This is a genomic window from Enterobacter sp. ZOR0014 (assembly GCF_000798855.1).
Taxonomy (GTDB): domain Bacteria; phylum Pseudomonadota; class Gammaproteobacteria; order Enterobacterales; family Enterobacteriaceae; genus Enterobacter; species Enterobacter kobei.
The window spans coordinates 19,506-42,105 of sequence record NZ_JTLF01000317.1; the positions used below are offsets into that span (position 1 = coordinate 19,506).

Consider the following 22,600-nt stretch of genomic DNA (forward strand, 5'->3'; position numbering starts at 1 on the left):
AACCCTCTCCCCAACGGGGAGAGGGGAAAGGCCTATTCTTTCCTTCTTCCCCGCATCCCCTGAAACAGCTCCGCCACGTCCACAAAATAGTCGGTCAGATAGTTGATACACACCTGCACTTTGAGCGGCAGCTTGTCCTTTTCGGTATACAGGGCGTAGACCGGGCGCGGATCGGATTGATAGCGAGGGAAAAGGATCTCCAGCACGCCGCTGTTGATCTCATTGATCACCCACATCAACGGGACGTAGGCGATCCCCGCACCGGCCACCAGCCAGCGCGAAATGGTCATCGGATCGTTAGTGACGAATCGTCCTTCCGGCAGCAGCCGGGTGGAGATCCCCTCCGGGGCAATCAGCTCGAATTCATTGTCGGGTCGCACACTGTACTCCAGCCAGGAGTGGTTGGTGAGATCCGCGGGTTTCTCCGGAACGCCGTACTGCGCAAGATAGCTTTTCGAGGCGCAGACAACCATCGGCATGCTTCCCAGTCGACGCGAGAAGAGGCTGGAATCCTGCAACGCCCCCACGCGGATCACCACGTCCAGACCATCGGCGATCAGATCCGGCGCCGGGATACCTGTCACCAGATTGACGCTAAGCCCGGGGTACTCCTTCAGCATATCCGCGGTCATGGCAGCGAGTACATTTTGTGCCATAGTTGAAGAACACCCTATACGGAGTGTGCCGATCGGGGTGTTGTTAAAGGCGTAGAGCTGTTCATGGACGTCCTGCACTTCGTGCATCATGCGTCGGCAGCCCTGATAGTAAATTTTACCCGCCTCCGTCAGCCCAATGCTGCGGGTACTGCGGTTGAGCAGCTTGACCTGTAACTCATCTTCCAGTTTAGAGACCGTCTGGCTAATGGATGAGACGCTCATCTGAAGCTGACGTGCCGCGGCGGTAAACGAACCCAGTTCAACCACTTTGGCGAAGACCGACATGCGTTTTAAACGTTCCATTGTTCACTCTGGCTTAAAAGTGATTTAGATCACATATTATAGATAACAGCATAACAGTTACGTTAATATATTATTAATTACATAACGGCTGCGCCATTCTCGCCCGACGTTTCTTGCTCTTCTGCGATGGCGTGCGCTAAAAAATTCTGAAGCCTGCACTCTCTCTTATCAAGGTCAACATGAGTCTGTTTCCCGTTATCGTGGTGTTCGGTCTGTCGTTCCCACCGATATTTTTCGAGCTACTTTTATCACTGGCGATCTTCTGGCTGGTGCGCAAGGTGCTGGTCCCTACCGGGATTTACGATTTCGTCTGGCACCCTGCATTGTTCAATACCGCGCTGTATTGCTGCCTGTTTTACCTGATATCGCGCATGTTTGTCTGAGGTTGATGTGAAAACGCTAACAAGAAAAATCTCCCGCACTGCCATCACGATGGCGCTGGTTATCCTCGCCTTCATCGCTATTTTTCGTGCCTGGGTCTATTACACCGAATCACCGTGGACGCGTGATGCGCGCTTCAGCGCTGATGTCGTGGCCATCGCCCCCGATGTGGCTGGTCTAATCACGGCGGTGAATGTTCACGATAACCAGCTGGTGAAAAAAGATCAGGTTCTGTTCACCATCGACCAGCCTCGTTACCAGAAGGCGCTGGAAGAAGCGGAAGCAGATGTCGCCTATTACCAGGCGCTGGCATCGGAAAAACGCCGTGAGGCGGGCCGTCGTAACCAGTTGGGCGTTCAGGCCATGTCCCGTGAAGAGATAGACCAGTCTAACAACGTGCTGCAAACCGTGCTGCACCAGCTGGCGAAAGCGCAAGCCACGCGCGATCTCGCTAAGCTCGATCTGGAGCGCACCGTGATCCGCGCGCCATCCGACGGCTGGGTCACTAACCTCAATGTCTATGCCGGGGAGTTTATTACCCGTGGCTCCACTGCCGTGGCGCTGGTTAAACAGAACTCCTTCTACGTGCTCGCCTATATGGAAGAGACCAAGCTGGAAGGCGTGCGTCCGGGTTATCGTGCGGAAATCACGCCGCTGGGCAGTAACCGCGTCTTCAAAGGTACCGTCGACAGTGTCGCTGCAGGGGTGACCAACTCCAGCAGCTCTAACGATACCAAAGGAATGGCGACGGTGGATTCCAACCTGGAATGGGTGCGTCTGGCGCAGCGTGTGCCGGTACGTATTCACCTTGATGAACAGCAGGGCAACCTGTGGCCTGCGGGGACCACGGCGACGGTTGTGATCACCGGTGAAAAAGATCGGGATGCCAGCCAGGACTCCTTCTTCCGTAAAATTGCCCATCGCCTGCGCGAGTTTGGTTAATCGCCATGGGTATCTTTTCCATCGCCAGCCAGCACATTCGCTTCGCCGTGAAGCTGGCCTGTGCCATTGTGCTGGCGCTGTTTGTTGGCTTTCACTTCCAGCTTGAAACCCCTCGCTGGGCGGTCCTGACGGCTGCAATAGTTGCGGCGGGTCCTGCCTTTGCCGCGGGCGGGGAACCCTATTCTGGCGCGATCCGCTATCGTGGGATGCTGCGTATCATCGGGACGTTTATCGGCTGTTTCGCGGCACTCACCATTATTATTCTGATGATCCGCACGCCATTGCTGATGCTGATGGTGTGCTGTATCTGGGCGGGTTTCTGCACCTGGATTTCGTCTCTGGTGAAAGTGGAAAACTCCTACGCCTGGGGGCTGGCGGGTTATACCGCGCTGATTATTATCATCACCATTCAGTCTGAACCTTTGCTCGCGCCGCAGTTTGCCGTGGAGCGCTGCAGCGAGATTGTGATCGGTATTGTGAGTGCGATTGTCGCTGACCTGCTTTTCTCTCCACGCTCCATCAAACAGGAAGTCGACCGTGAACTTGACGCGCTGATCGTTGCCCAGTACCAGCTGATGCAGCTGTGCATTAAGCATGGCGACAGTGAAGAGGTGGATAACGCCTGGAGCGGGCTGGTTCGCCGGACGCAGGCGCTGGAGGGGATGCGTAGCAACCTCAACATGGAGTCCTCGCGCTGGGCCCGTGCGAACCGCCGCCTGAAAGCCCTCAATACTGTCTCCCTGACGCTGATTACCCAGGCGTGTGAAACGTATCTCATCCAGAACACCCGTCCGGAAGCGGTCACCGATACGTTCCGTGAGCTGTTTGCCGAGCCGGTGGAAACCGTGCAGGACGTGCATAAACAGCTTAAGCGTATGCGTCGGGTGATCGCCTGGACCGGGGAGCGCGACACGCCGGTGACCATCTACACCTGGGTCGGGGCCGCGACGCGCTATCTGCTGCTGAAACGTGGCGTGATCGGCAACACCAAAATTAGCGCGGCGGAAGAAGAGGTCCTCCAGGGTGAAGTGGTCATCAAGGCCGAATCTGCCGAACGTCACCACGCGATGGTCAACTTCTGGCGTACCACGCTTGCCTGTATGCTCGGTACGCTGTTCTGGTTGTGGACAGGCTGGACGTCTGGCAGCGGCGCGATGGTGATGATTGCCGTTGTGACCGCACTGGCGATGCGTCTGCCTAACCCCCGTATGGTTGCCGTTGATTTCCTCTACGGTACCATTGCCGCCCTGCCGATAGGGGCGCTCTATTTCCTGGTCATCATCCCGTCGACGCAACAAAGCATGTTGCTGCTCTGTATTAGCCTGGCGGTGATGGCGTTCTTTATCGGCATTGAAGTGCAAAAGCGTCGCCTGGGATCGCTGGGGGCGCTGGCGAGTACGATTAACATCATCGTGCTCGATAACCCGATGACTTTCCATTTCAGCCAGTTCCTCGACAGCGCGCTGGGCCAGCTGGTGGGCTGTTTCCTGGCGATGATGGTCATTCTGCTGGTGCGAGATAACTCACAGGCGCGGACGGGGCGTGTGTTATTGAATCAGTTTGTTTCTGCCGCCGTGTCGTCGATGACCACCAATACCGCGCGTCGTAAAGAGAACCACCTCCCGGCGCTCTATCAGCAGCTGTTTTTACTGCTGAACAAGTTTCCGGGCGACATCGCGAAGTTCCGCCTGGCGTTAACCATGATTATCGCGCACCAGCGTCTGCGCAGTGCACCTGTGCCGATCAACGACGATCTCTCCGCCTGGCACCGTCAGCTGCGTCGTACCGCGGACCATGTGCTTTCCGCCAGCAGTGATGACAAACGTCGCCGTTACTTTACGCAGCTCCTTGAAGAGCTCGATATCTATCAGGAAAAGCTTAAGCACTGGGATGCACCGCTTCAGGTCACCGAACCGGTAGGGCGGCTGGCGCTGATGCTGCGTCGCTATCAAAATGCCCTCACCGATAACTGACTGAAGTAAATAAACCGACGCCAAAAGCGTCGGTTTTTTTGTGGCTATACTTATTCCAGCACGTTCTTACATTCAGAAAGGGAGGACACATGACGACCCAGGCGCTTCAGGACAATACCCTTTTTCAGACCGGCTATCTGGTTAACGGCCTCTGGAAACCGCTGGATACGACGTTTGATGTGCTTAACCCGGCTACCGGGGAAGTCATCGCCCGCGTCGCGAAAGCCGGCAAAGCAGAGACCGAAGCAGCAATTGCTGCCGCCACCCAGGCTTTCCCTGCATGGCGCGCCAAAACCGCGAAAGAGCGTTCGGCCATTCTTTACCGCTGGTACGAACTGATTATTGAGAATAAAAGCTGGCTCGGACGGCTAATGACCACCGAACAGGGTAAGCCCCTGAAAGAAGCGGAAGGTGAAGTGGAGTACGCCGCCAGCTTTATCCAGTGGTTTGCCGAAGAGGCCAAGCGTGCGAACGGTGAAATTATTCCGCCGATCAAACCCGGCTCGCGCATTCTGGCGACCCGTGAACCGATAGGTGTTGTCGCGGCTATCACGCCGTGGAACTTCCCGATGGCGATGCTCACCCGCAAGTTAGGCCCGGCGCTGGCAGCCGGATGCACCGGGGTAATCAAACCGGCCAATAACACGCCGCTCAGCGCTTTTGCGCTGCTGACGCTGGCAAAACAGGCCGGCGTACCGGATGGGGTACTCAACGCAGTCGCCGGGAATACGCACGAAATCAGCGACGCGATTATGGCCAGCCGGGACGTGCGAAAAATCTCCTTCACCGGCTCGACATCGGTTGGCAAAACGCTGGTGCGTAACGCCGCAGAAACCATGAAAAAAGTCTCGATGGAGCTGGGGGGGAATGCTCCGTACATCGTCTTTGAGGATGCAGACATCGACGCGGCTGTGAAAGGCGCGATCGCCAATAAGTTTCGCAATGCCGGGCAGGTCTGCGTCAGCGTGAACCGCTTCTATATTCAGGAAACCGTCTACGACAAATTCGTGAATAAACTCGCTGATGCGGTGAAGGCGCTGAAGGTGGGAAATGGTCTTGAGGACGGCGTCGTCGTCGGGCCGTTGATTGAAGGTGCAGCGGTCGACAAGGTACGTGAACATGTTGACGACGCTGTTGCGCGTGGCGCGACCGTGCTGGCGGGCGGTAAACCTCATTCCCTTGGCGGCAATTTCTGGATGCCAACCGTACTGGGGGACTGTCATGAAGGGATGAAGCTGGCAGAAGAGGAGACGTTTGGCCCGGTCGCGGCGTGCTTCCGTTTCACTTCAGAAGATGAAGTCATCCAGCGTGCCAACAACACGCCTTATGGTCTGGCGGCGTACTTCTATACACAGAATCTCTCGCGGGTCTTCCGCGTTTCACAGGCAATTGAAAGCGGAATGATTGGGATTAACGAGTGCGCCGTCTCCACAGAGCTGGGGCCCTTTGGCGGCGTAAAAGAATCCGGCCTGGGGCGTGAGGGATCGGTGCTGGGGCTGGAAGAGTATCTGGAAGTTAAAACCCTGCATATCGGGGGATTATAATAGATGGAGCGGCATCTGCCGCTCGCCTGGACTGGTGGCTGGTAATGAAAACCTATACCTTTGATTTTGATGAGATAGACAGTCAGGAAGACTTCTACCGGGAATTTACACGGGTGTTTGATCTTGAACAACAAAGCGTGACGAACCTGGATACGCTGTGGGATGTGGTAACCGGCAGTCTGTTGCCGCTACCGCTGGAAATAGAGTTTATCCATCTGCCCGATAAGCTGCGCAGACGTTTCGGGGCGCTGATATTACTGTTCGATGAAGCGGAAGAAGAGCTGGAAGGACAACTGCGTTTCAATGCTCGCCACTGAGCAAGCCATAAAAAAGCCCCTGACCATCAGGCCAGGGGCAAGTCGTATGATGAGATACGACGAGGGTTTATTTATACAGTTCTGCCGTGGCATGCCAGTGGTCACCCTGATTCAGTTCGGTGACGCGATAGCTGCTGGCGCCTGCTTTTTCAGCTTTGGCGGCAAGTTCCTGACGGATATCCATCGGTGAGCCGGTGACCGACGTGACGGATACGCTGCCCATACGCTGCAGATTTTGTGCCTGGTCGGCATTCACTTGCTGTACGGCTGCGCTTGCGCCGAAAGAGAGAACGGATGCCAGACCGAGGGTTGCGATGATCAATTTGGTTTTCATAGTCTTTACTCCTGGAAAAGGTTTTTTGCTCAACGGCGAGAAGGGTTGAACCGCTATTTTTATGCCTGGTGCCGTTGAGTGGAGAATTACATCTTCAGTGATAACTAAAACTTATTTGTACAGCTCTGCGGTTGCGTGCCAGTGGTCACCGGAACGCGCTTCGATGATGCGATAAGATGATGCACCTTTTTCTTCCGCTTTTTTGTTCAGCATTTCATGCATGTCCATTGGCGACGTGCCGACTGCACCGACCGAAACCGTACCGATTGCCTCACGGGATTGTGCCTGGTCAGCATTAATAGCGTCAGCCGCGAAAGCACCGAAGGACAGGACAGACAGGACGCTCAGCGCCGCTACAGTAGTTTTGATTTTCATGATTCTTACCTCGTCGAATTTTTTAGTGGGGTCTTGTTTCGTGACCCTCATCACAAAATCAAGTATACACTAATAACGGTAAAAATTAATACCAGACTAATGGTTTCCTGTGTTATTACGTGTTAAACACACCGTTTTTTATAACCAAAATGCATAATATTGAGTGATTTTTGAGCTTTAAGTGTGTTTTAATCTAAGCAAATCATATGGATATCTGCTTTTGATTTTTTGTGCGATTTTTTGATTTATCATTCACCAGATGAATGTTAATAGGTGGTAAAAAGCACTATTTGTTAAAACCAGAGGCAGTGGAATGCAGGGGAAAACGAGGCTGGAGCAGGATGTTCCCCGTAGCAGCGCTACGGGGAGAGAGGATTACAGTTCCTGTTCGAACAGAACCAGAATCGCTTCGTGGAGATCTTTTACGGAGAAACCGCTGGCCGGGGTGGTAAAAATGGTGTCGTCGCCTGCGATGGTACCCAGGATGCCCTCCGTTTTACCTAACGAGTCCAGCATGCGGGCAATCAGCTGTGCGGCACCAGGGCTTGTGTGGATCACCACCACGGCGTCGTTATAGTCGATATCCAGAACCAGATTTTTGAGGGGGCTGGAAGTGGTCGGCACGCCAAGTTCAGCCGGCAGGCAATAGACCATCTCCATCTTCGCGTTACGGGTACGTACCGCGCCAAACTTCGTTAACATGCGGGAGACTTTCGACTGATTGATGTTATCGAAACCTTGTTCCTGCAGCGCCTGAACAATTTCTCCCTGAGAACTGAATTTCTCTTCTTTGAGTAGCGCTTTAAACGCCTTTACTAATTCTTCTTGCTTAGACGAGCTTCGCATAAGTCACCCGGAATATGACGAAAGAAACAACATTATTATGCATGTGGATGAATTTTTATGCAAATTATCTACTCAGCGCAAGGCTGAAATAATGTTATGAAAGGGAGTGATTTTATCAGATTTCGTTATCAGAAAACATGCCTGGGTCACGCCACGCAAATAAGCTTAAAAGTAAATTAAATGTTATCAAAATGATGTTGTTTTGGTGGCGGGGCAGGGTGTATTGTAACCCCCTCTTAATGCGTTGCCTTCTGTCGTCAGATAGCCTTCTGATGGGAGATAAAGACGCGTGACCTCAAATTCTTTAGCTTCGAAAATTGTAATTAAAGACTTGCTGAATTAAGGTCGCGGCAACGGATTTACAGATACTTAAGTTAACCATAATAAGGAGTTTAGGATGAAAGTCGCAGTCCTCGGCGCTGCTGGTGGTATCGGCCAGGCGCTTGCCCTACTACTGAAAACCCAACTGCCTTCAGGCTCAGAACTCTCCCTGTACGATATTGCTCCGGTAACCCCAGGTGTGGCGGTTGACCTGAGCCACATCCCGACAGCTGTAAAAATCAAAGGCTTCTCCGGTGAAGATGCACGTCCTGCACTGCAGGGTGCTGATGTGGTGCTGATTTCTGCAGGCGTGGCGCGTAAGCCAGGCATGGATCGTTCAGACCTGTTCAACGTCAACGCGGGCATCGTGAAAAACCTGGTGCAGCAGATCGCTGAAGTCTGCCCGAAAGCGTGCATCGGCATCATCACTAACCCAGTGAACACCACCGTCGCTATCGCGGCAGAAGTGCTGAAGAAAGCAGGTGTTTACGATAAAAACAAACTGTTCGGCGTGACCACGCTGGATATCATCCGTTCCAACACCTTTGTTGCTGAGCTGAAAGGCAAACAGCCAACAGAAGTGGAAGTGCCTGTCATTGGCGGTCACTCTGGTGTCACCATTCTGCCTCTGCTGTCGCAGATCCCAGGCGTGAGCTTTACCGAGCAGGAAGTGGCTGACCTGACCAAACGTATCCAGAACGCGGGCACCGAAGTGGTGGAAGCGAAGGCGGGTGGCGGTTCTGCAACGCTGTCTATGGGCCAGGCGGCGGCACGTTTCGGTCTGTCACTGGTTCGCGCTCTGCAGGGCGAAAAAGGCGTTGTTGAATGCGCTTACGTTGAAGGCGATGGCGAACATGCCCGCTTCTTCTCTCAGCCGCTGCTGCTGGGTAAAAATGGTATTGAAGAACGTAAGTCTATCGGTACGCTGAGCGCGTTTGAGCAAAACGCGATGGAAGGCATGCTGGATACGCTGAAGAAAGATATCACGCTGGGCGAAGAGTTCGTTAATAAGTAAAACGAGCCAACTGCCGTAGACCGGGTAAGCGTTAGCGCCACCCGGCAAAAAAAACCGAAGCACTGGCTGGCTTCGGTTTTTTTATGGCTGTTAGTTTGTTGCCGGATATTCCTGAACCGTCACATGCAGCGTCAGTTTTTTATCGTTACGCATGACTTCAACAGGGATGATCGAACCCGGACGAATTTCTGCCACCTGGTCCATCGTCTCCAGGGCAGAGACGGCCGGTGTGCCGTTAACCGAGACAATGACATCATTCACCTGAATCCCCGCGTTAGCCGCCGGACCGCCAGGCGATACCTCGTTGACCACAATACCCTGAATCTGATCGATACCGCCGCCCTGGGTATGCATCGGTGCAATTTCGCGCCCGCCAATGCCGATATAGCCGCGGATGACGCGCCCGTCGCGAATCAGCTTATCCATAATCTTGGTCGCCAGCTGGAAGGGAATAGCAAAGCCGATCCCCTCCGGCGTCTCGCCGTCGTTGCTCTTATCGAACGAGAGGGTATTGATGCCCATCAGTTCGCCCAGCGAGTTAACCAGCGCGCCACCCGAGTTACCGTGGTTGATTGACGCATCGGTTTGCAGGAAATTCTGCCGCCCTGACGGGTTAAGGCCAATTCGACCGGTTGCGCTGATAATCCCCTGCGTGATCGTCTGGCCGAGGTTGTAAGGGTTACCGATAGCCAGGACCACATCGCCAATGTGTGGCGTGCGTTTGCGGTTAATCGGAATGACCGGCAAACCCCCGGTGGCATTGATTTTGAGCACGGCAAGGTCGGTCAGGCTGTCAGAACCCACCAGCAATGCTTCAAACACGCGGCCATCCTGCAGGGCAACGATGATTTGGTCGGCATCGTTGATCACATGTTTGTTGGTAATAATGTAGCCGCGCTCGTCCATAATCACCCCGGAGCCCAGCGTGCGGATCTCAAGCTGGTTATGGGCCGAGCTATTGAGGCCGCGGTTATAAACGTTAACCACGGCAGGGGCGGCACGGCGAACGGCCGTGTTATAGGTCGCTGGCGTTTCATCCGCGCTGTCGAACTGGGGAGCGGACAGTTTATTGAACTGACGCAAAGACGGCATCGCCAGCAGCAGCAGGCCAGCGACAATCAAACCGATAACAATGGAACGTAAGAGCTTTGAAAGCATGATGCGCGTGTCGTGATAAAAGGAACGATTTGCAGCATAACATGAGTTATCCGGACATCACACGCAGCGGTGATGTCCGGGATAGCAAATGCTTAGCGCAACAGAATGTAGATGGACTCATTGCCGCGCATCACCTGCAGGGCAATGACCGCCGGCTTGCTCTCCAGCACTTTGCGAAGTTCAGCGATGGATTGCACGCGATTACGGTTTACGCCAATGATGACGTCTTCCTGATGCAATCCGGCCTGCGCGGCAGGGCTGCTCTTCTCAACGGTGTCGATGCGAATGCCTTTCGTACCGTCTTTCAGTTGTCCGTCGCTCAACGTCGCCCCTTGCAGCGCAGGGGCGATAAGCTCCGCGCTGGCCGATGACGAGGTACTCTTATCCAGTGTCACTTCGACGTTCAACGGCTTACCGTCACGGATCAGACCGAGTTTCACCTTCGCACCGGGCTCAGTCGTGGCAATACGCGAGCGCAATTCAGCAAAGCTGCTCAATGGCTTATCGTTGAGGCTGACGATTACATCGCCTGATTTGATGCCTGCTTTTGCCGAGCCGGAGTTTGGCAGCACTTCACTGACAAAAGCACCACGCTGCACGTTAATATTGAACGCTTTCGCAATATCCGCACTCATCTCCATGCCTTTGATACCCAACAGCCCGCGTTTGACTTCGCCAAACTGGATAAGCTGCTGTGCCAGCGTTTTGGCCATATTGCTCGGGATAGCAAAGCCGATCCCGATACTGCCGCCGCCCGGCGCCAGTATCGCTGTGTTAATCCCAATCAGCTCACCGTTAAGGTTGAGCAACGCCCCGCCGGAGTTCCCGCGGTTGATCGAGGCATCGGTCTGGATAAAGTTTTCCAGACCTTCCAGATTCAGGCCGCTACGCCCCAGCGCAGAGATAATGCCGGAGGTGGCGGTTTGTCCTAAACCAAAGGGGTTGCCCACGGCAACGGCAAAATCACCGACGCGGAGTTTGTCGGAATCCGCAATGGCAATCTGGGTCAGGTTGCTCGGGTTTTGTACCTGCAGCAGTGCGATGTCACTCTGGTCATCACCGCCAATCAGTTTGGCGTCAAATTCGCGACCATCGTTCAGCTGTACGCTGATTTTATCGGCCTGGCTGATGACATGATTGTTGGTCAGGATATAGCCTTTGGCCGCATCAATAATGACGCCGGAACCCAGACCTTCAAAGGGTTGTGCCTGCTGGTCAGGGCCCTCATCGCCAAAATATTTTTTCAGTTCTTCCGGTACGCGCTGGCTTTGTACTGCCGTGCCTTCAACCTGCACGCTGACAACCGCAGGCAACACTTTTTCCAGCATCGGCGCGAGGCTTGGAATGGCTGCTTGTCCCGGCACCTGTGAGGGCAACGCCGCACTGGCAGGGAAGGACGCCGAGAGGGATAACCCGACACTTAACGCTAAAGCGCTCAACAGCTGGTTTTTTTTCTTCATTGATGCTGACTCTCGTATCCTGGAATGAAAGAAGAACGGCTCAAAATCATAATGATGTTATTGAATTTTATACCGCTGAACAATGAGGCGTTTGACTAAATAATAGCTGGGGACGGGAAGAAAGGACGGGCGCAAGGGATGCGCCCGTAAAATATATTCAGGTTGTGCGATTAATCGCGTTTTGCGCCACCGCGTAGCAGACCGGATGCGCCGTCAGAATAGTCACGAGGCATCTGAACCGGAGCCTGATCGTTACCGGCCTCCGAGTCTGCCAGACGGTTGCGGAACGGGTTCGTTTCCGCGGTCATTTCCGGCAGCAGGCTGCTGGAGCTCTTCGCCATATGCTGATACAGCTGACGGTAGTCGGTTGCCATATTGTCCAGCAGCTCAGCGCTACGGGCAAAGTGGCTAACCAGCTCTTCGCGATACTCTTCCAGCTCTGCTTTGTTCTTTTCCAGTTCGTACTGCAGTGACTGCTGCTGACGCAATTTGCGGTTACCGAAACGCATGGCCACAGCACCGATCACGATGCCGACGACTAAACCGATTAGCGCATATTCCCAGGTCATGAACTTCTCCCGTTGTCTTGTTGTTCCGTAGGGTGTTGGCTCGGCTCCTGCCTGTGCCTGATAATGCCACTATAACCGCTATTTCCGCAGAAGTGGAATCCTGACGTATCATCGCGTAGTGTAGAACGGCCTTTTTTTCATCAGTCACGCCTGCTGGTGAGCGTTAATTGAAGGAATAACAATAAGATTATGCAAAACCTGTCCCCTGCGTCGCGATATCAACAGGCCCTTAACGAGGGCACGCACCAACCAGATGATGTTCAACGTGAGGCGGTAAACCGCCTGGAGATGATTTATCAGGAACTCACGGCAAAACCCGCTGACGTTGATCAGAGCAGTGGGCTAAAAGCGGCATTTGGACGATTGCTCGGTAAAAAAACGCCACAGACTCAGGCTCCGGTGCGTGGTTTATATATGTGGGGCGGGGTCGGGCGCGGAAAAACCTGGCTGATGGACCTGTTCTATCTCAGCCTGCCTGGCGCACGTAAGCAGCGTCTGCACTTTCACCGTTTTATGCTGCGGGTGCATGAGGAACTGACCGCGCTGCAGGGCAAAAGCGATCCGCTGGAGATTGTGGCCGACAGATTCAAGGCGGAAACAGACGTGCTCTGCTTCGATGAGTTTTTTGTGTCTGACATCACCGACGCCATGCTGCTAGGCGGCCTGATGAAAGCCCTGTTCGCCCGAGGGATCACGCTGGTGGCGACTTCAAATATTCCGCCCGACGAGCTCTATCGTAACGGCCTGCAACGGGCGCGCTTCTTGCCCGCTATTGATGCTATCAAGCAACACTGCGACATCATGAACGTGGATGCCGGGGTGGATTACCGGTTACGCACGCTGACCCAGGCCCATTTGTGGCTTTCGCCGCTCAATGCGGAGACTACCCGCGAGATGGATAAACTGTGGCTGGCGCTGGCGGGCACAAAACGTGAACATGCACCGACGCTGGAGATAAACCATCGCCCGTTGCCAACGCTCGGCGTCGAAAACCAAACGCTGGCGGTCTCCTTTACGACGCTCTGCGTGGATGCCCGTAGTCAGCACGACTACATTGCGCTTTCGCGTCTCTTCCACACCGTGATGGTACTGGATGTGCCGGTGATGACGAAACTGATGGAAAGTGAAGCGCGACGCTTCATTGCCCTGGTGGACGAGTTTTATGAGCGCCACGTTAAGCTGGTGGTCAGCGCCGAGGTACCTTTATATGAGATCTACCAGGGCGAGCGGCTTAAGTTTGAGTTCCAGCGCTGCCTGTCGCGCCTGCAGGAGATGCAGAGCGAGGAATACCTGAAGCGGGAGCATATGCCATAAATGCCACCCTCTCCCGTGGAAAGGGGCTGGGGGTGAGATAAATGCTCCCCTCTCCCTGTGGGAGAGGGGCCGGGGGTGAGGGCACCAGACCACACAATACTTAACCCCGAAAAACCCATTCCAAATCACATTTAAGGGTCGATCTTTGACCTCAACTTCTCTATAATCTTGCGACCCCACGTTACGAGAAGGTTTTTTTCCCGAAACTTTCTATGTGTCGGCATGTGCTATTCGAAGGGGTAGGTTTGCCGGACTTTGTCGTGTGAACCTCAACTGACTAAACGTTTGGGTGTTCACCAACGTGTAACTTATTATTTGGGTAAGCTTTTAATGAAAACTTTTACAGCTAAACCAGAAACCGTACAGCGCGACTGGTATGTTGTTGACGCGACCGGTAAAACTCTGGGCCGTCTGGCTACTGAACTGGCTCGTCGCCTGCGCGGTAAGCATAAAGCGGAATACACTCCGCACGTTGATACCGGTGATTACATCATCGTTCTGAACGCTGATAAAGTTGCTGTAACCGGCAACAAGCGTACTGACAAAATGTACTACCACCACACCGGCCACATCGGTGGTATCAAAGAAGCGACCTTTGAAGAGATGATTGCTCGCCGTCCTGAGCGTGTGATTGAAATCGCGGTTAAAGGCATGCTGCCAAAAGGCCCGCTGGGTCGTGCTATGTTCCGTAAACTGAAAGTTTACGCAGGCAACGAGCACAACCACGCGGCACAGCAACCGCAAGTTCTTGACATCTAATCGGGATTATAGGCAATGGCTGAAAATCAATACTACGGCACTGGTCGCCGCAAAAGTTCCGCAGCTCGCGTTTTCATCAAACCGGGCAGTGGTAAAATCGTAATCAACCAGCGTTCTCTGGAACAATACTTCGGTCGCGAAACTGCCCGCATGGTAGTTCGCCAGCCGCTGGAACTGGTTGACATGGTAGAAAAACTGGATCTGTACATCACCGTTAAAGGTGGTGGTATCTCCGGTCAGGCAGGTGCGATCCGTCACGGTATCACCCGCGCTCTGATGGAGTACGACGAATCCCTGCGTTCTGAACTGCGTAAAGCTGGCTTCGTTACTCGTGACGCCCGTCAGGTTGAACGTAAGAAAGTGGGTCTGCGTAAAGCACGTCGTCGTCCACAGTTCTCCAAACGTTAATCCATTCTGCTTACGCAGAACGATTGGCGAAAAACCCGCTTCGGCGGGTTTTTTTATGGATAATGCGCAGGTTATCCACAATATCCATGCATATATCTTCTCTTTTTCCTCTTTTCCAGAATCCCCTCACCACAAAGCCATCAAAATCTGGTAAACTATCATCCAATTTTCTGCCCAAATGTCGGTGAATACTCTATTTTTGTTCGATTCCTGAACAATGTGTCTTCTCTGGGATGGGCGATACAACATCTGGCTGGCCCCTGTTGGGCCGGTAGCAGTAAAAATTCTGAATATACCTGGAGGTTTTCATGGCTGTCGCTGCCAACAAACGTTCGGTAATGACGCTGTTTTCTGGTCCTACTGACATTTATAGCCATCAGGTTCGTATCGTGCTGGCCGAGAAAGGTGTCAGTTTTGAGATCGAGCATGTGGAAAAGGATAACCCGCCTCAGGATCTGATCGATCTCAACCCGAGCCAAAGCGTACCGACGCTGGTGGATCGCGAGCTGACCCTGTGGGAATCCCGTATCATTATGGAATACCTGGATGAGCGTTTCCCGCATCCGCCGCTGATGCCTGTTTACCCTGTTGCGCGTGGTGAAAGCCGCCTGTACATGCAGCGTATCGAAAAAGACTGGTACTCGCTGATGAACGTCATCACCAGCGGTTCCGCTTCTGAAGCCGATGCAGCGCGTAAGCAACTGCGTGAAGAGCTGCTCGCCATTGCCCCTGTGTTTGGCCAAAAACCCTTCTTCCTGAGCGATGAGTTCAGCCTGGTGGATTGCTACCTGGCGCCGCTGCTGTGGCGTCTGCCAACCCTGGGCGTAGAGTTCAGCGGTCCTGGCGCGAAAGAGCTGAAGGGCTATATGACCCGCGTATTTGAGCGCGACTCTTTCCTGGCATCTTTAACTGAACCGGAACGTGAAATGCGTCTCGGCCGAGGCTAATGACTGTGGAAATGTCACAACTGACCCCACGCCGTCCGTATCTGCTGCGCGCCTTCTATGAATGGCTGCTGGATAACCAGCTCACGCCGCACCTGGTTGTGGATGTGACGTTGCCGGGCGTGCTGGTTCCAATGGAATATGCACGCGACGGACAAATCGTACTGAACATCGCGCCACGCGCGGTGGGTAACCTCGAACTGGCCAACGACGAAGTGCGCTTTAACGCGCGTTTCGGCGGTGTACCGCGTCAGGTTTCTGTGCCGCTGGCTGCGGTGCTGGCGATTTATGCGCGTGAAAACGGTGCAGGCACCATGTTTGAGCCGGAAGCGGCGTATGACGAAGACGCAATTCACGTCAATGACGATGAAGAAGCTGGCGCTGAAGGTGAAACGGTCATGTCGGTGATCGACGGCGATAAGCCCGACCATCACGACGACGACGATCCTGATGACACACCGCCGCCGCGCGGTGGTCGTCCAGCACTACGCGTAGTGAAATAAATCCGCTTGCGGCCTGTTTATTAAAAGCCAGTGATATCACTGGCTTTTTTTTATTCTTATTTCAAATAATCGTGACGATAGGTATAAACAAGCATTGTTTATACCTCTTGATTCTTCATCACTTGGTTAATAATTAAATGGATTTATAATTCCTGTGAATTATTGTGATTTAAGCCAATATCAAAACAGTGATAAAAGTAAAGGTAAATTTTGGGTAATATTATTTTTTTGATGTTAATCTCCTTTTTAAACGAGTAATTCCTTAATAAATTAAGGAAATAATCATTTTTTTGATATTCTTAATATCAAAATTAATTTTGCTAAATTGCATGTATTTATAAAAATAATATTATGGGCGCATGCTGACAAGCATGACTACAATCAGTAATCGGTAAAGGCATTTACCATTACGTGATTTAATATTGCAATTTCTCGTATGTTAAGGATTAACAAGTGAAAAAAGTATTACTCGCTACCGCCCTTTCTCTGTGTGTAACATCAGCATTTGCTGCTAACCCTACCGCTGTTCTGAAGGTTAAGGGTACGCTGACAAATGCAGCATGTACGCCAACATTAAGTAATGGTGGTACCGTTGACTACGGTACAATTAATCTGGGCAATTTGAGTGCTACAGCGGTTAACCAGCTGGGTCAGAAAAATATCGACCTGACCATTAATTGCACCGCGGCAACGAAAGTCTCCTGGAACATGGTTGACGATCGCAAAGATTCAAACGCGAAACTCGAAGTTGAGAATGGCATGTTTGGTGGGGATTCTCAGACTTCTGAAAGCCAGCTTTATGGTGTCGGTAAAACTGCAGGTGCAACACCAGTAAGCATCGGTTCTTATTCAATGTTTGTTAAAACTGACAGCGTAGTGGCTGATGGTGCTACTGTTGATCCAATTTACCAGCAGGGCTCTGCAGGTGTATGGACTAAGAGCAGCAACGGTTCTACTCAGGGCGACAACTATCGTGATTTCACCGTTGCGACTGTTGGCTCTTTGGCTCCTCTGGCGTTCGAAACTGCAACCTTCCCACTGGTAACCTCCCTGGCGATCCAGGATACCACCACGCTGGCGATCACTGATGACACCCAGCTTGACGGTCAGGTAACAATCAGTCTGCGTTATCTGTAAGACTTTTTAATCGAGTAAATGTTATTTAATTACCGGAGAGTAAATGCGCTGCATTTACTCTCTTTTTAACGGCGCGATAAACATGGACTGTTCTGTTGTTGCTTTCAAGGAGATATTATTATGCAAGGTTTAAAATCCACTTTAATTAATACACTTATTACTGCCACATTATTGTCTGCCAGTGTTGCTGTACATGCAGAAGGCATGGTGCCTGAAACCAGTCTGTTAATCATTGATGAAGCGACACACAGTGGAACGATAAACGTCAAGAATACCGACTCGCACCCTTCACTTTTATATACAAATGTCGTTGATCTGCCGGATGATACCGGTCTTAAGCTTATTGCGACGCAGCCAGTGGTACGTCTTGAGCCAGGTCAGACGCAGCAGTTGCGCTTTATTCTTCAGAATAAACAACCGTTGGACGTTGAGCATTATAAACGCGTCACGTTCGACGGTATTCCACCTAAAAACGATGATAAAAAAATCAAGATCGGTATAAACATTCGCCAGGATATCCCCGTGCTTATTCGTCCGGCATCTCTGGGAGTGGTTACTGATGCCTGGAAGTTCCTTAAGTGGTCTTCAAACGGCGCGTCTGTCACCGTGAAAAACCCTAGCAAATATGTGGTCCGTCTTGGGCAGAACGTAATGCTGCTGCCTTCAGGTGTGAGTGCCACTCTGTCCAAAACCTACATTCTTCCTGGCGAAACGCTAACGGCTGATATGAAAAAGAAAGTCAGCGGTGACAGCAGCGTTAAGTTTTTCCCGGCCAGCCGCTATGGCGTTGAGGTACCGAGCTTTACGTCGGAATTAAATAAATAGGGATATGACGGTGATTAAACAAAGCCGCCTTGCATTTTGTGTCCGCGCCATTCTTTGCGGCACATTACCTCTGGTATTACTTGATTCGACATCCGTCCTGGCGAGGGAAGTCACCTTCGATACGGGGATTATGCAAACGCTGGGGTTGAATACAGATCTCAACCATTACTTCGCTGAAGCACCGCGATTTTTACCCGGAACCCACTCCGTTTCGGTGAAGGTCAATGGGAAAGAGCGAGGAATGGCTGCAGTTCGTTTCAACAAAGATGGCGTGCTTTGCTTTGACAACGATCTCATGGAGTTTGCCGGGCTGATGCCTGTGCCAATAAAGTCCGATGAGACGTGTCACGATATTCGTGATAACTATCCTAAAGCCATCATCAACGCGTTGCCTAACCAGGAAGCCGTTGAACTCTATCTGCCAGCTGAAGCGGTGAACAGTCTGTCGGCAGATATCAAAAACTTTCAGCATGGCGGAACGGCGGCGCTGCTGAACTATTCATTGTTCAGTACCCATAACGACTATGGTGACAACGACACTAGCCGCTACTCTCAGGCCAGCCTGGAAGCCGGATTCAACACGATGGACTGGGCGCTGCGCAGCCGTTATATCCTGACGGATGACAACGGTAGCCGAAATGCTGAAAGCATTTACACCTATGCAGAACATGTATTTGCCGCGCAGAAGATGACGATGCAGGTGGGTGAAATCAACGCCATGTCTAACGTGTTGAGCGGCGTGCCGATTACCGGCGTGCAGTTTATGCCGACCAGCGGCCTGGCGAAAACAAGCTCTGGCGTGAGTGTTTCCGGTATCGCCCAGTCTTCCCAGGCACGTGTAGAAGTCCGCCAGAACGGGCAGTTGGTCTTCAGTACCCTTGTGCCTGCTGGCCCCTTCACGCTGGATGACGTGCCCGTGGTTCGCAACAATGTGGATCTGGACGTCTCGGTGGTAGAGTCCGATGGTGCGACTAACCGGTTTATTGTCCCGGCGTCTCAGGTAAGGGCGCGCAACCTTTCACGCCCACAGGGGCTGACCCTTTCTGTAGGTCAGGTGCGCAGCATCGAAAGCGAATATAGCGATCCGCTGGTAATGAACATTTCTGACGGCTGGCGCATCTCACCGTGGATGAATCTCTTGGCTTCTGGTGCAGCTGCGGAAAACTACCAGGCAGCAGGCGGCAGAACAGAGTTCCTGATAAACGATGACTGGACTCTTTCAACGGGCGCAGCAGTCAGCAGTGCGAGCTTTGGTGACAGCAGCAGCGGAGTAAAAACCGATCTGCAAAGTGATTATATCCTGAACGAGTATGTCGGTCTTTCAGGCAGTGCGACGCATTACAGCGGCGAGTACTGCGAAATGGCTGACGCAATGGATGACGATTATCAGGGATATGACAATACCTATTCTGGCAACGTTCGTTTCTCCTCCCCTCTGGCGGGGGTGTTTAGCGCAGGGTTCAACTACAACCAGACCAATGGTGGTAGGGATGACTCACGTTATCTCCTGCTGTCCTGGGGCAAGACCTTTTCGTACGCGTCAGTGTCCATGAACTGGCAAAGTGCGGTCGGTAATGTCGATGACGATCAGGACAATGAGATGTTCTACGTCAATGTGAGCATCCCGCTCGGTGGCAGTCAGTCGATCACTTCCTATATGCGTAAACAGGGTGATAGCACCACCTATGGCGTGTCTAACAGCGGCTCGCTGGGAGACAATACGCACTATTACATCTCAGCCGATCGCGATCAGGATACCAAAGACAACAGCTTCAATGGCAACATCAACACTAACCTCCACTATACGCAGCTAAGCGTGGGGGGCGGAACCAGTGGTGATAATCAGCGGAACTACAGTGCGACATTGTCGGGTGGCGTGGCCATGCATAAAGAGGGCGTGACTTTCTCGCCGTATTCGATTCAGGATACCTTCGCGATTGCCAGACTGAGCGAGAAGAAGAGCGGCGTTGAAATTTCCACTCCGCAAGGCACCGTCTGGACCGATCCATGGGGCCAGGCCGTGGTGCCTTCTCTCAACGAATGGCATAACTCCCGCATAGAAATTGATGCTAACAAGCTGCCGCAGAGTATGACGCTTGCTAACGGCACGAAATATATCGCCGCAGGCCATGCTTCAGTCAGCGAGATTGATTTCAAAGTACTCAACAGCCGCCGCGTCATGCTGAGCGTAAAGCAGGCTAACGGTCAGCCCCTGAATAAAGGGATCTCGATTGTTGATGAGAAAGGTAACTATATCGTGACCACGGTTGATGATGGCCACGTCTTTATTAACGATGCCGATCAGCTGAGCGCCCTCTACGCGCTAGACGGTAACAATAACCGACTGTGTAAGATTGATTACACTCTGGCTGATAAGCGTGACGAAAATGCCTTCTACGAAGAAGTGAACGGAGTCTGCCGATGAACAGTCGACACTTATCGGGCTTAGTAGCCTTGCTGATGCTCGGTATGACAGGGGTAACCCATGCTGAAGACTGCCAGATCAGCCTCTCACAGCCGGTGGTGGATTATCACGAGATGCGTCGGGATACGATCGAAACGACGCAACAGGACTGGCACAAAATGGCCGATCGTGACATCACGGTCAACGTTTTCTGTCCTCAGACTCAGCAGATGGCGGTGTTACTGCGCGGTACAGCTGGAGATAAGGGGCGGTTTCTTTTTGGGCAGTCCGGTGGTGTCGCGGTCAAAATTGACAACATGACTGTCGATGGCAAAAGTTACAGTGTGGGTAAAACAGTTGATCAGCTAAATTTTACGCCTGAAAACGGTACGCCGACACCTCTCTACCTGCGTAATAACGAGGCGGTGATTGCGCTTGAGAATAACCAGGTTCCTTCCGGCCAGCAGATGAGTTTCAACGTAACGCTCTCGCCGGTTCTCAACGATAGCGCGTTCAGCCATCTGACAGATCAAACTACGCTGGAAAGTGATTTGTCATGGAGTTTATTGACGAAGTAACCCTTCTCTTCGCGGCACTCCTTAAAAGCGGAGCTGCATGCGGGGTAGGGTGATAATCAATGGCTGTAAACCGCATAAAAAAAGCCGGAGGGTAAATACCGTCCGGCTTTTTTCTTACACTTCCAGGTAGTTCATAATCCCGTCGGCCGCTTTACGCCCTTCGGCAATGGCTGTCACCACCAGGTCAGAACCGCGAACGATATCGCCACCCGCGAAGATTTTTGGGTTGCTGGTCTGGAAAGCGTTATCGCTGCCTTCAGGGGCGATAATACGACCCTGAGAGTCAAGCTCAACGCTGTGCTTCGCCAGCCACTCCATGCTGTGAGGACGGAAACCGAACGCCATCACCACGGCATCAGCCGGGATCACATGCTCAGAGCCTGCGACAATCTCTGCACGACGACGGCCTTTCGCATCCGGCGCACCCATCTCCGTGCGCGCCATCTTAACGCCGCTCACTTTGCCGTTAGCATTCACTTCAATACCCAGAGGCTGGATGTTGAACTGGAATTCCACGCCCTCTTCACGCGCGTTTTTCACTTCGCGTTTAGAGCCCGGCATGTTCTCTTCGTCACGGCGGTAGGCGCAGATGACGTGCGCCGCATTCTGACGAATAGAGGTACGCACGCAGTCCATCGCGGTATCACCGCCGCCCAGCACCACCACGCGTTTGCCTTCCATGCTGACGAACGGCTCGTCGGCGGTTTCGCCGTAGCCCATAATCTGCTTGGTATTGGCAATCAGGAACGGCAGGGCATCATAAACGCCCGGCGCATCTTCGTTCTCCAGGCCGCCGCGCATGGACTGATAGGTGCCAACTCCGAGGAACACCGCGTCGTAATCCTTCAGCAGATCGTCGAGCTGCACGTCGCGGCCCACTTCCACATTCAGTTTGAACTCAATGCCCATGCCGGTGAAGATTTCACGGCGACGGGTCATGACCTCTTTTTCCAGCTTGAAGGCCGGAATACCAAAGGTCAGCAGACCACCGATTTCCGGATGACGGTCAAAGACCACCGCCTTCACGCCGTTGCGGGTCAGCACGTCCGCACAGGCCAGGCCCGCCGGGCCCGCACCGATGATCGCCACGCGCTTATCGGTTTGCTTCACGCCGGTCATATCCGGACGCCAGCCCATCTCGAACGCTTTATCATTGATGTAGCGCTCAATGTTACCGATGGTCACCGCACCAAACTCGTCGTTCAGGGTACAGGAGCCTTCACACAGGCGGTCCTGAGGACACACACGGCCGCACACTTCCGGCAGGGTGTTGGTCTGGTGTGAGAGTTCGGCGGCTTCAAAAATACGCCCTTCGTTGGCCAGCTTCAGCCAGTTCGGGATGTAGTTATGGACCGGGCATTTCCATTCGCAATAAGGGTTACCGCAGGACAGGCAGCGGTCTGCCTGCGCTTTGGCCTGGCCTTCTGAAAACGGCTCGTAAATCTCAACAAATTCAATTTTACGGATCTTCAGCGGTTTCTTTGGCGGATCAACACGCTGCAGGTCGATAAACTGGTATACGTTCTGGCTCATC

General features: G+C 52.8%; 23 protein-coding genes. 15 read left to right on the plus strand and 8 right to left on the minus strand.

Annotation, left to right across the window (positions count from 1 at the left end; genetic code table 11):
* Nucleotides 1-32: 32 nt before the first annotated feature.
* Entirely contained in the window at nucleotides 33-959 is a 927-nt protein-coding gene (aaeR, locus tag L977_RS17850) for an HTH-type transcriptional activator AaeR (RefSeq protein ID WP_032635411.1), read from the minus strand.
* 179 nt (nucleotides 960-1,138) lie between these two features.
* Between aaeR and aaeX the strand changes: the two genes are divergently transcribed.
* The 5 genes from aaeX (at nucleotide 1,139) to L977_RS17875 (ending at nucleotide 6,116) form a co-directional block, all read left to right on the plus strand.
* The gene (aaeX, locus tag L977_RS17855) at nucleotides 1,139-1,342 is read left to right on the plus strand and encodes a p-hydroxybenzoic acid efflux pump operon protein AaeX (protein WP_003860416.1); all 204 of its coding nucleotides are present in this window, start codon (nucleotides 1,139-1,141) and stop codon (nucleotides 1,340-1,342) included.
* A 7-nt stretch (nucleotides 1,343-1,349) separates the two neighbouring features.
* On the plus strand, nucleotides 1,350-2,282 hold the full coding sequence (gene aaeA, locus L977_RS17860; RefSeq protein WP_014885428.1) for a p-hydroxybenzoic acid efflux pump subunit AaeA: 933 nt from the start codon (nucleotides 1,350-1,352) through the stop codon (nucleotides 2,280-2,282).
* 5 nt (nucleotides 2,283-2,287) lie between these two features.
* Nucleotides 2,288-4,255 carry a p-hydroxybenzoic acid efflux pump subunit AaeB gene (gene aaeB / locus L977_RS17865; protein WP_014885427.1) on the plus strand — a complete coding sequence of 656 codons (1,968 nt, stop codon included), beginning with the start codon at nucleotides 2,288-2,290 and terminating at the stop codon, nucleotides 4,253-4,255.
* Nucleotides 4,256-4,344: 89 nt separating this feature from the next.
* Nucleotides 4,345-5,799, plus strand: coding sequence for an NAD-dependent succinate-semialdehyde dehydrogenase (locus L977_RS17870; RefSeq protein WP_014885426.1), 1,455 nt, complete (start codon nucleotides 4,345-4,347; stop codon nucleotides 5,797-5,799).
* A gap of 44 nt (nucleotides 5,800-5,843) precedes the next feature.
* The gene (locus L977_RS17875; RefSeq protein WP_045281399.1) at nucleotides 5,844-6,116 is read left to right on the plus strand and encodes a barstar family protein; all 273 of its coding nucleotides are present in this window, start codon (nucleotides 5,844-5,846) and stop codon (nucleotides 6,114-6,116) included.
* A 67-nt stretch (nucleotides 6,117-6,183) separates the two neighbouring features.
* Here L977_RS17875 and yhcN (L977_RS17880) read toward each other — a convergent pair whose 3' ends face one another.
* From yhcN (L977_RS17880) to argR, 3 genes are all read right to left on the minus strand, one after another.
* Nucleotides 6,184-6,450: a peroxide/acid stress response protein YhcN gene (gene yhcN, locus L977_RS17880; RefSeq protein ID WP_014885424.1), complete on the minus strand. Its 267-nt coding sequence runs from the start codon at nucleotides 6,448-6,450 to the stop codon at nucleotides 6,184-6,186.
* Nucleotides 6,451-6,561: 111 nt separating this feature from the next.
* The gene (gene yhcN, locus L977_RS17885) at nucleotides 6,562-6,825 is read right to left on the minus strand and encodes a peroxide/acid stress response protein YhcN (protein ID WP_014885423.1); all 264 of its coding nucleotides are present in this window, start codon (nucleotides 6,823-6,825) and stop codon (nucleotides 6,562-6,564) included.
* Nucleotides 6,826-7,200: 375 nt separating this feature from the next.
* The gene (gene argR / locus L977_RS17890) at nucleotides 7,201-7,671 is read right to left on the minus strand and encodes a transcriptional regulator ArgR (protein WP_008502836.1); all 471 of its coding nucleotides are present in this window, start codon (nucleotides 7,669-7,671) and stop codon (nucleotides 7,201-7,203) included.
* A 397-nt stretch (nucleotides 7,672-8,068) separates the two neighbouring features.
* Between argR and mdh the strand changes: the two genes are divergently transcribed.
* A complete protein-coding gene (mdh, locus tag L977_RS17895) occupies nucleotides 8,069-9,007 on the plus strand; it encodes a malate dehydrogenase (RefSeq protein WP_014885422.1) in 939 nt (312 codons plus the stop codon).
* Between the two features lie 90 nt (nucleotides 9,008-9,097).
* On the opposite strand, the gene degS is transcribed toward mdh, so the two are convergent.
* The 3 genes from degS to zapG all read right to left on the minus strand — a co-directional run bounded on the left by degS (nucleotide 9,098) and on the right by zapG (nucleotide 12,194).
* Nucleotides 9,098-10,165 carry an outer membrane-stress sensor serine endopeptidase DegS gene (degS, locus tag L977_RS17900; RefSeq protein ID WP_014885421.1) on the minus strand — a complete coding sequence of 356 codons (1,068 nt, stop codon included), beginning with the start codon at nucleotides 10,163-10,165 and terminating at the stop codon, nucleotides 9,098-9,100.
* A gap of 92 nt (nucleotides 10,166-10,257) precedes the next feature.
* On the minus strand, nucleotides 10,258-11,625 hold the full coding sequence (gene degQ, locus L977_RS17905; protein WP_023331415.1) for a serine endoprotease DegQ: 1,368 nt from the start codon (nucleotides 11,623-11,625) through the stop codon (nucleotides 10,258-10,260).
* Between the two features lie 170 nt (nucleotides 11,626-11,795).
* Nucleotides 11,796-12,194 (minus strand): Z-ring associated protein ZapG, encoded by a 399-nt coding sequence (gene zapG / locus L977_RS17910; protein ID WP_010436126.1) that lies wholly within the window; start codon nucleotides 12,192-12,194, stop codon nucleotides 11,796-11,798.
* A 189-nt stretch (nucleotides 12,195-12,383) separates the two neighbouring features.
* Here zapG and zapE point away from each other — a divergent pair, with 189 nt between their 5' ends.
* The 9 genes from zapE to L977_RS17955 all read left to right on the plus strand — a co-directional run bounded on the left by zapE (nucleotide 12,384) and on the right by L977_RS17955 (nucleotide 21,066).
* Nucleotides 12,384-13,508 (plus strand): cell division protein ZapE, encoded by a 1,125-nt coding sequence (zapE, locus tag L977_RS17915; protein ID WP_045134757.1) that lies wholly within the window; start codon nucleotides 12,384-12,386, stop codon nucleotides 13,506-13,508.
* A 330-nt stretch (nucleotides 13,509-13,838) separates the two neighbouring features.
* Complete coding sequence (gene rplM, locus L977_RS17920) at nucleotides 13,839-14,267, plus strand: 50S ribosomal protein L13 (RefSeq protein ID WP_003860434.1); 429 nt, start codon at nucleotides 13,839-13,841, stop codon at nucleotides 14,265-14,267.
* 15 nt (nucleotides 14,268-14,282) lie between these two features.
* A complete protein-coding gene (gene rpsI, locus L977_RS17925; protein ID WP_003860436.1) occupies nucleotides 14,283-14,675 on the plus strand; it encodes a 30S ribosomal protein S9 in 393 nt (130 codons plus the stop codon).
* 308 nt (nucleotides 14,676-14,983) lie between these two features.
* On the plus strand, nucleotides 14,984-15,622 hold the full coding sequence (gene sspA / locus L977_RS17930) for a stringent starvation protein SspA (protein ID WP_014885418.1): 639 nt from the start codon (nucleotides 14,984-14,986) through the stop codon (nucleotides 15,620-15,622).
* A gap of 5 nt (nucleotides 15,623-15,627) precedes the next feature.
* Nucleotides 15,628-16,122: a ClpXP protease specificity-enhancing factor gene (gene sspB, locus L977_RS17935; RefSeq protein WP_014885417.1), complete on the plus strand. Its 495-nt coding sequence runs from the start codon at nucleotides 15,628-15,630 to the stop codon at nucleotides 16,120-16,122.
* A gap of 453 nt (nucleotides 16,123-16,575) precedes the next feature.
* Nucleotides 16,576-17,259: a DUF1120 domain-containing protein gene (locus L977_RS17940; RefSeq protein ID WP_023337863.1), complete on the plus strand. Its 684-nt coding sequence runs from the start codon at nucleotides 16,576-16,578 to the stop codon at nucleotides 17,257-17,259.
* Between the two features lie 120 nt (nucleotides 17,260-17,379).
* Nucleotides 17,380-18,084 carry a fimbria/pilus chaperone family protein gene (locus L977_RS17945; protein ID WP_014885415.1) on the plus strand — a complete coding sequence of 235 codons (705 nt, stop codon included), beginning with the start codon at nucleotides 17,380-17,382 and terminating at the stop codon, nucleotides 18,082-18,084.
* A 4-nt stretch (nucleotides 18,085-18,088) separates the two neighbouring features.
* Nucleotides 18,089-20,509: a fimbrial biogenesis usher protein gene (locus L977_RS17950; RefSeq protein ID WP_047626458.1), complete on the plus strand. Its 2,421-nt coding sequence runs from the start codon at nucleotides 18,089-18,091 to the stop codon at nucleotides 20,507-20,509.
* The gene (locus L977_RS17955; RefSeq protein ID WP_032635417.1) at nucleotides 20,506-21,066 is read left to right on the plus strand and encodes a hypothetical protein; all 561 of its coding nucleotides are present in this window, start codon (nucleotides 20,506-20,508) and stop codon (nucleotides 21,064-21,066) included. The genes L977_RS17950 and L977_RS17955 overlap by 4 nt, the downstream gene beginning before the upstream one ends.
* A 114-nt stretch (nucleotides 21,067-21,180) precedes the next feature.
* Here the strand turns inward: L977_RS17955 and gltD are convergent, their stop codons facing one another.
* Nucleotides 21,181-22,599 carry a glutamate synthase subunit GltD gene (gltD, locus tag L977_RS17960; RefSeq protein WP_014885412.1) on the minus strand — a complete coding sequence of 473 codons (1,419 nt, stop codon included), beginning with the start codon at nucleotides 22,597-22,599 and terminating at the stop codon, nucleotides 21,181-21,183.
* Between the last annotated feature and the right edge of the window lies 1 nt (nucleotide 22,600).

What these genes read in the sequence shown, in the direction of transcription:
- aaeX (WP_003860416.1), top strand. Translation starts at nt 1,139, where the DNA reads ATGAGTCTGTTTCCCGTTATCGTGGTGTTCGGTCTGTCGTTCCCACCG.
- L977_RS17955 (WP_032635417.1), top strand. Translation starts at nt 20,506, where the DNA reads ATGAACAGTCGACACTTATCGGGCTTAGTAGCCTTGCTGATGCTCGGT.
- mdh (WP_014885422.1), top strand. Translation starts at nt 8,069, where the DNA reads ATGAAAGTCGCAGTCCTCGGCGCTGCTGGTGGTATCGGCCAGGCGCTT.
- L977_RS17875 (WP_045281399.1), top strand. Translation starts at nt 5,844, where the DNA reads ATGAAAACCTATACCTTTGATTTTGATGAGATAGACAGTCAGGAAGAC.
- degS (WP_014885421.1), bottom strand. Translation starts at nt 10,165, where the DNA reads ATGCTTTCAAAGCTCTTACGTTCCATTGTTATCGGTTTGATTGTCGCT.
- yhcN (WP_014885424.1), bottom strand. Translation starts at nt 6,450, where the DNA reads ATGAAAACCAAATTGATCATCGCAACCCTCGGTCTGGCATCCGTTCTC.
- gltD (WP_014885412.1), bottom strand. Translation starts at nt 22,599, where the DNA reads ATGAGCCAGAACGTATACCAGTTTATCGACCTGCAGCGTGTTGATCCG.
- sspA (WP_014885418.1), top strand. Translation starts at nt 14,984, where the DNA reads ATGGCTGTCGCTGCCAACAAACGTTCGGTAATGACGCTGTTTTCTGGT.
- rpsI (WP_003860436.1), top strand. Translation starts at nt 14,283, where the DNA reads ATGGCTGAAAATCAATACTACGGCACTGGTCGCCGCAAAAGTTCCGCA.
- zapE (WP_045134757.1), top strand. Translation starts at nt 12,384, where the DNA reads ATGCAAAACCTGTCCCCTGCGTCGCGATATCAACAGGCCCTTAACGAG.
- yhcN (WP_014885423.1), bottom strand. Translation starts at nt 6,825, where the DNA reads ATGAAAATCAAAACTACTGTAGCGGCGCTGAGCGTCCTGTCTGTCCTG.
- aaeR (WP_032635411.1), bottom strand. Translation starts at nt 959, where the DNA reads ATGGAACGTTTAAAACGCATGTCGGTCTTCGCCAAAGTGGTTGAACTG.
- argR (WP_008502836.1), bottom strand. Translation starts at nt 7,671, where the DNA reads ATGCGAAGCTCGTCTAAGCAAGAAGAATTAGTAAAGGCGTTTAAAGCG.
- aaeB (WP_014885427.1), top strand. Translation starts at nt 2,288, where the DNA reads ATGGGTATCTTTTCCATCGCCAGCCAGCACATTCGCTTCGCCGTGAAG.
- rplM (WP_003860434.1), top strand. Translation starts at nt 13,839, where the DNA reads ATGAAAACTTTTACAGCTAAACCAGAAACCGTACAGCGCGACTGGTAT.
- degQ (WP_023331415.1), bottom strand. Translation starts at nt 11,625, where the DNA reads ATGAAGAAAAAAAACCAGCTGTTGAGCGCTTTAGCGTTAAGTGTCGGG.
- L977_RS17950 (WP_047626458.1), top strand. Translation starts at nt 18,089, where the DNA reads ATGACGGTGATTAAACAAAGCCGCCTTGCATTTTGTGTCCGCGCCATT.
- L977_RS17945 (WP_014885415.1), top strand. Translation starts at nt 17,380, where the DNA reads ATGCAAGGTTTAAAATCCACTTTAATTAATACACTTATTACTGCCACA.
- zapG (WP_010436126.1), bottom strand. Translation starts at nt 12,194, where the DNA reads ATGACCTGGGAATATGCGCTAATCGGTTTAGTCGTCGGCATCGTGATC.
- L977_RS17870 (WP_014885426.1), top strand. Translation starts at nt 4,345, where the DNA reads ATGACGACCCAGGCGCTTCAGGACAATACCCTTTTTCAGACCGGCTAT.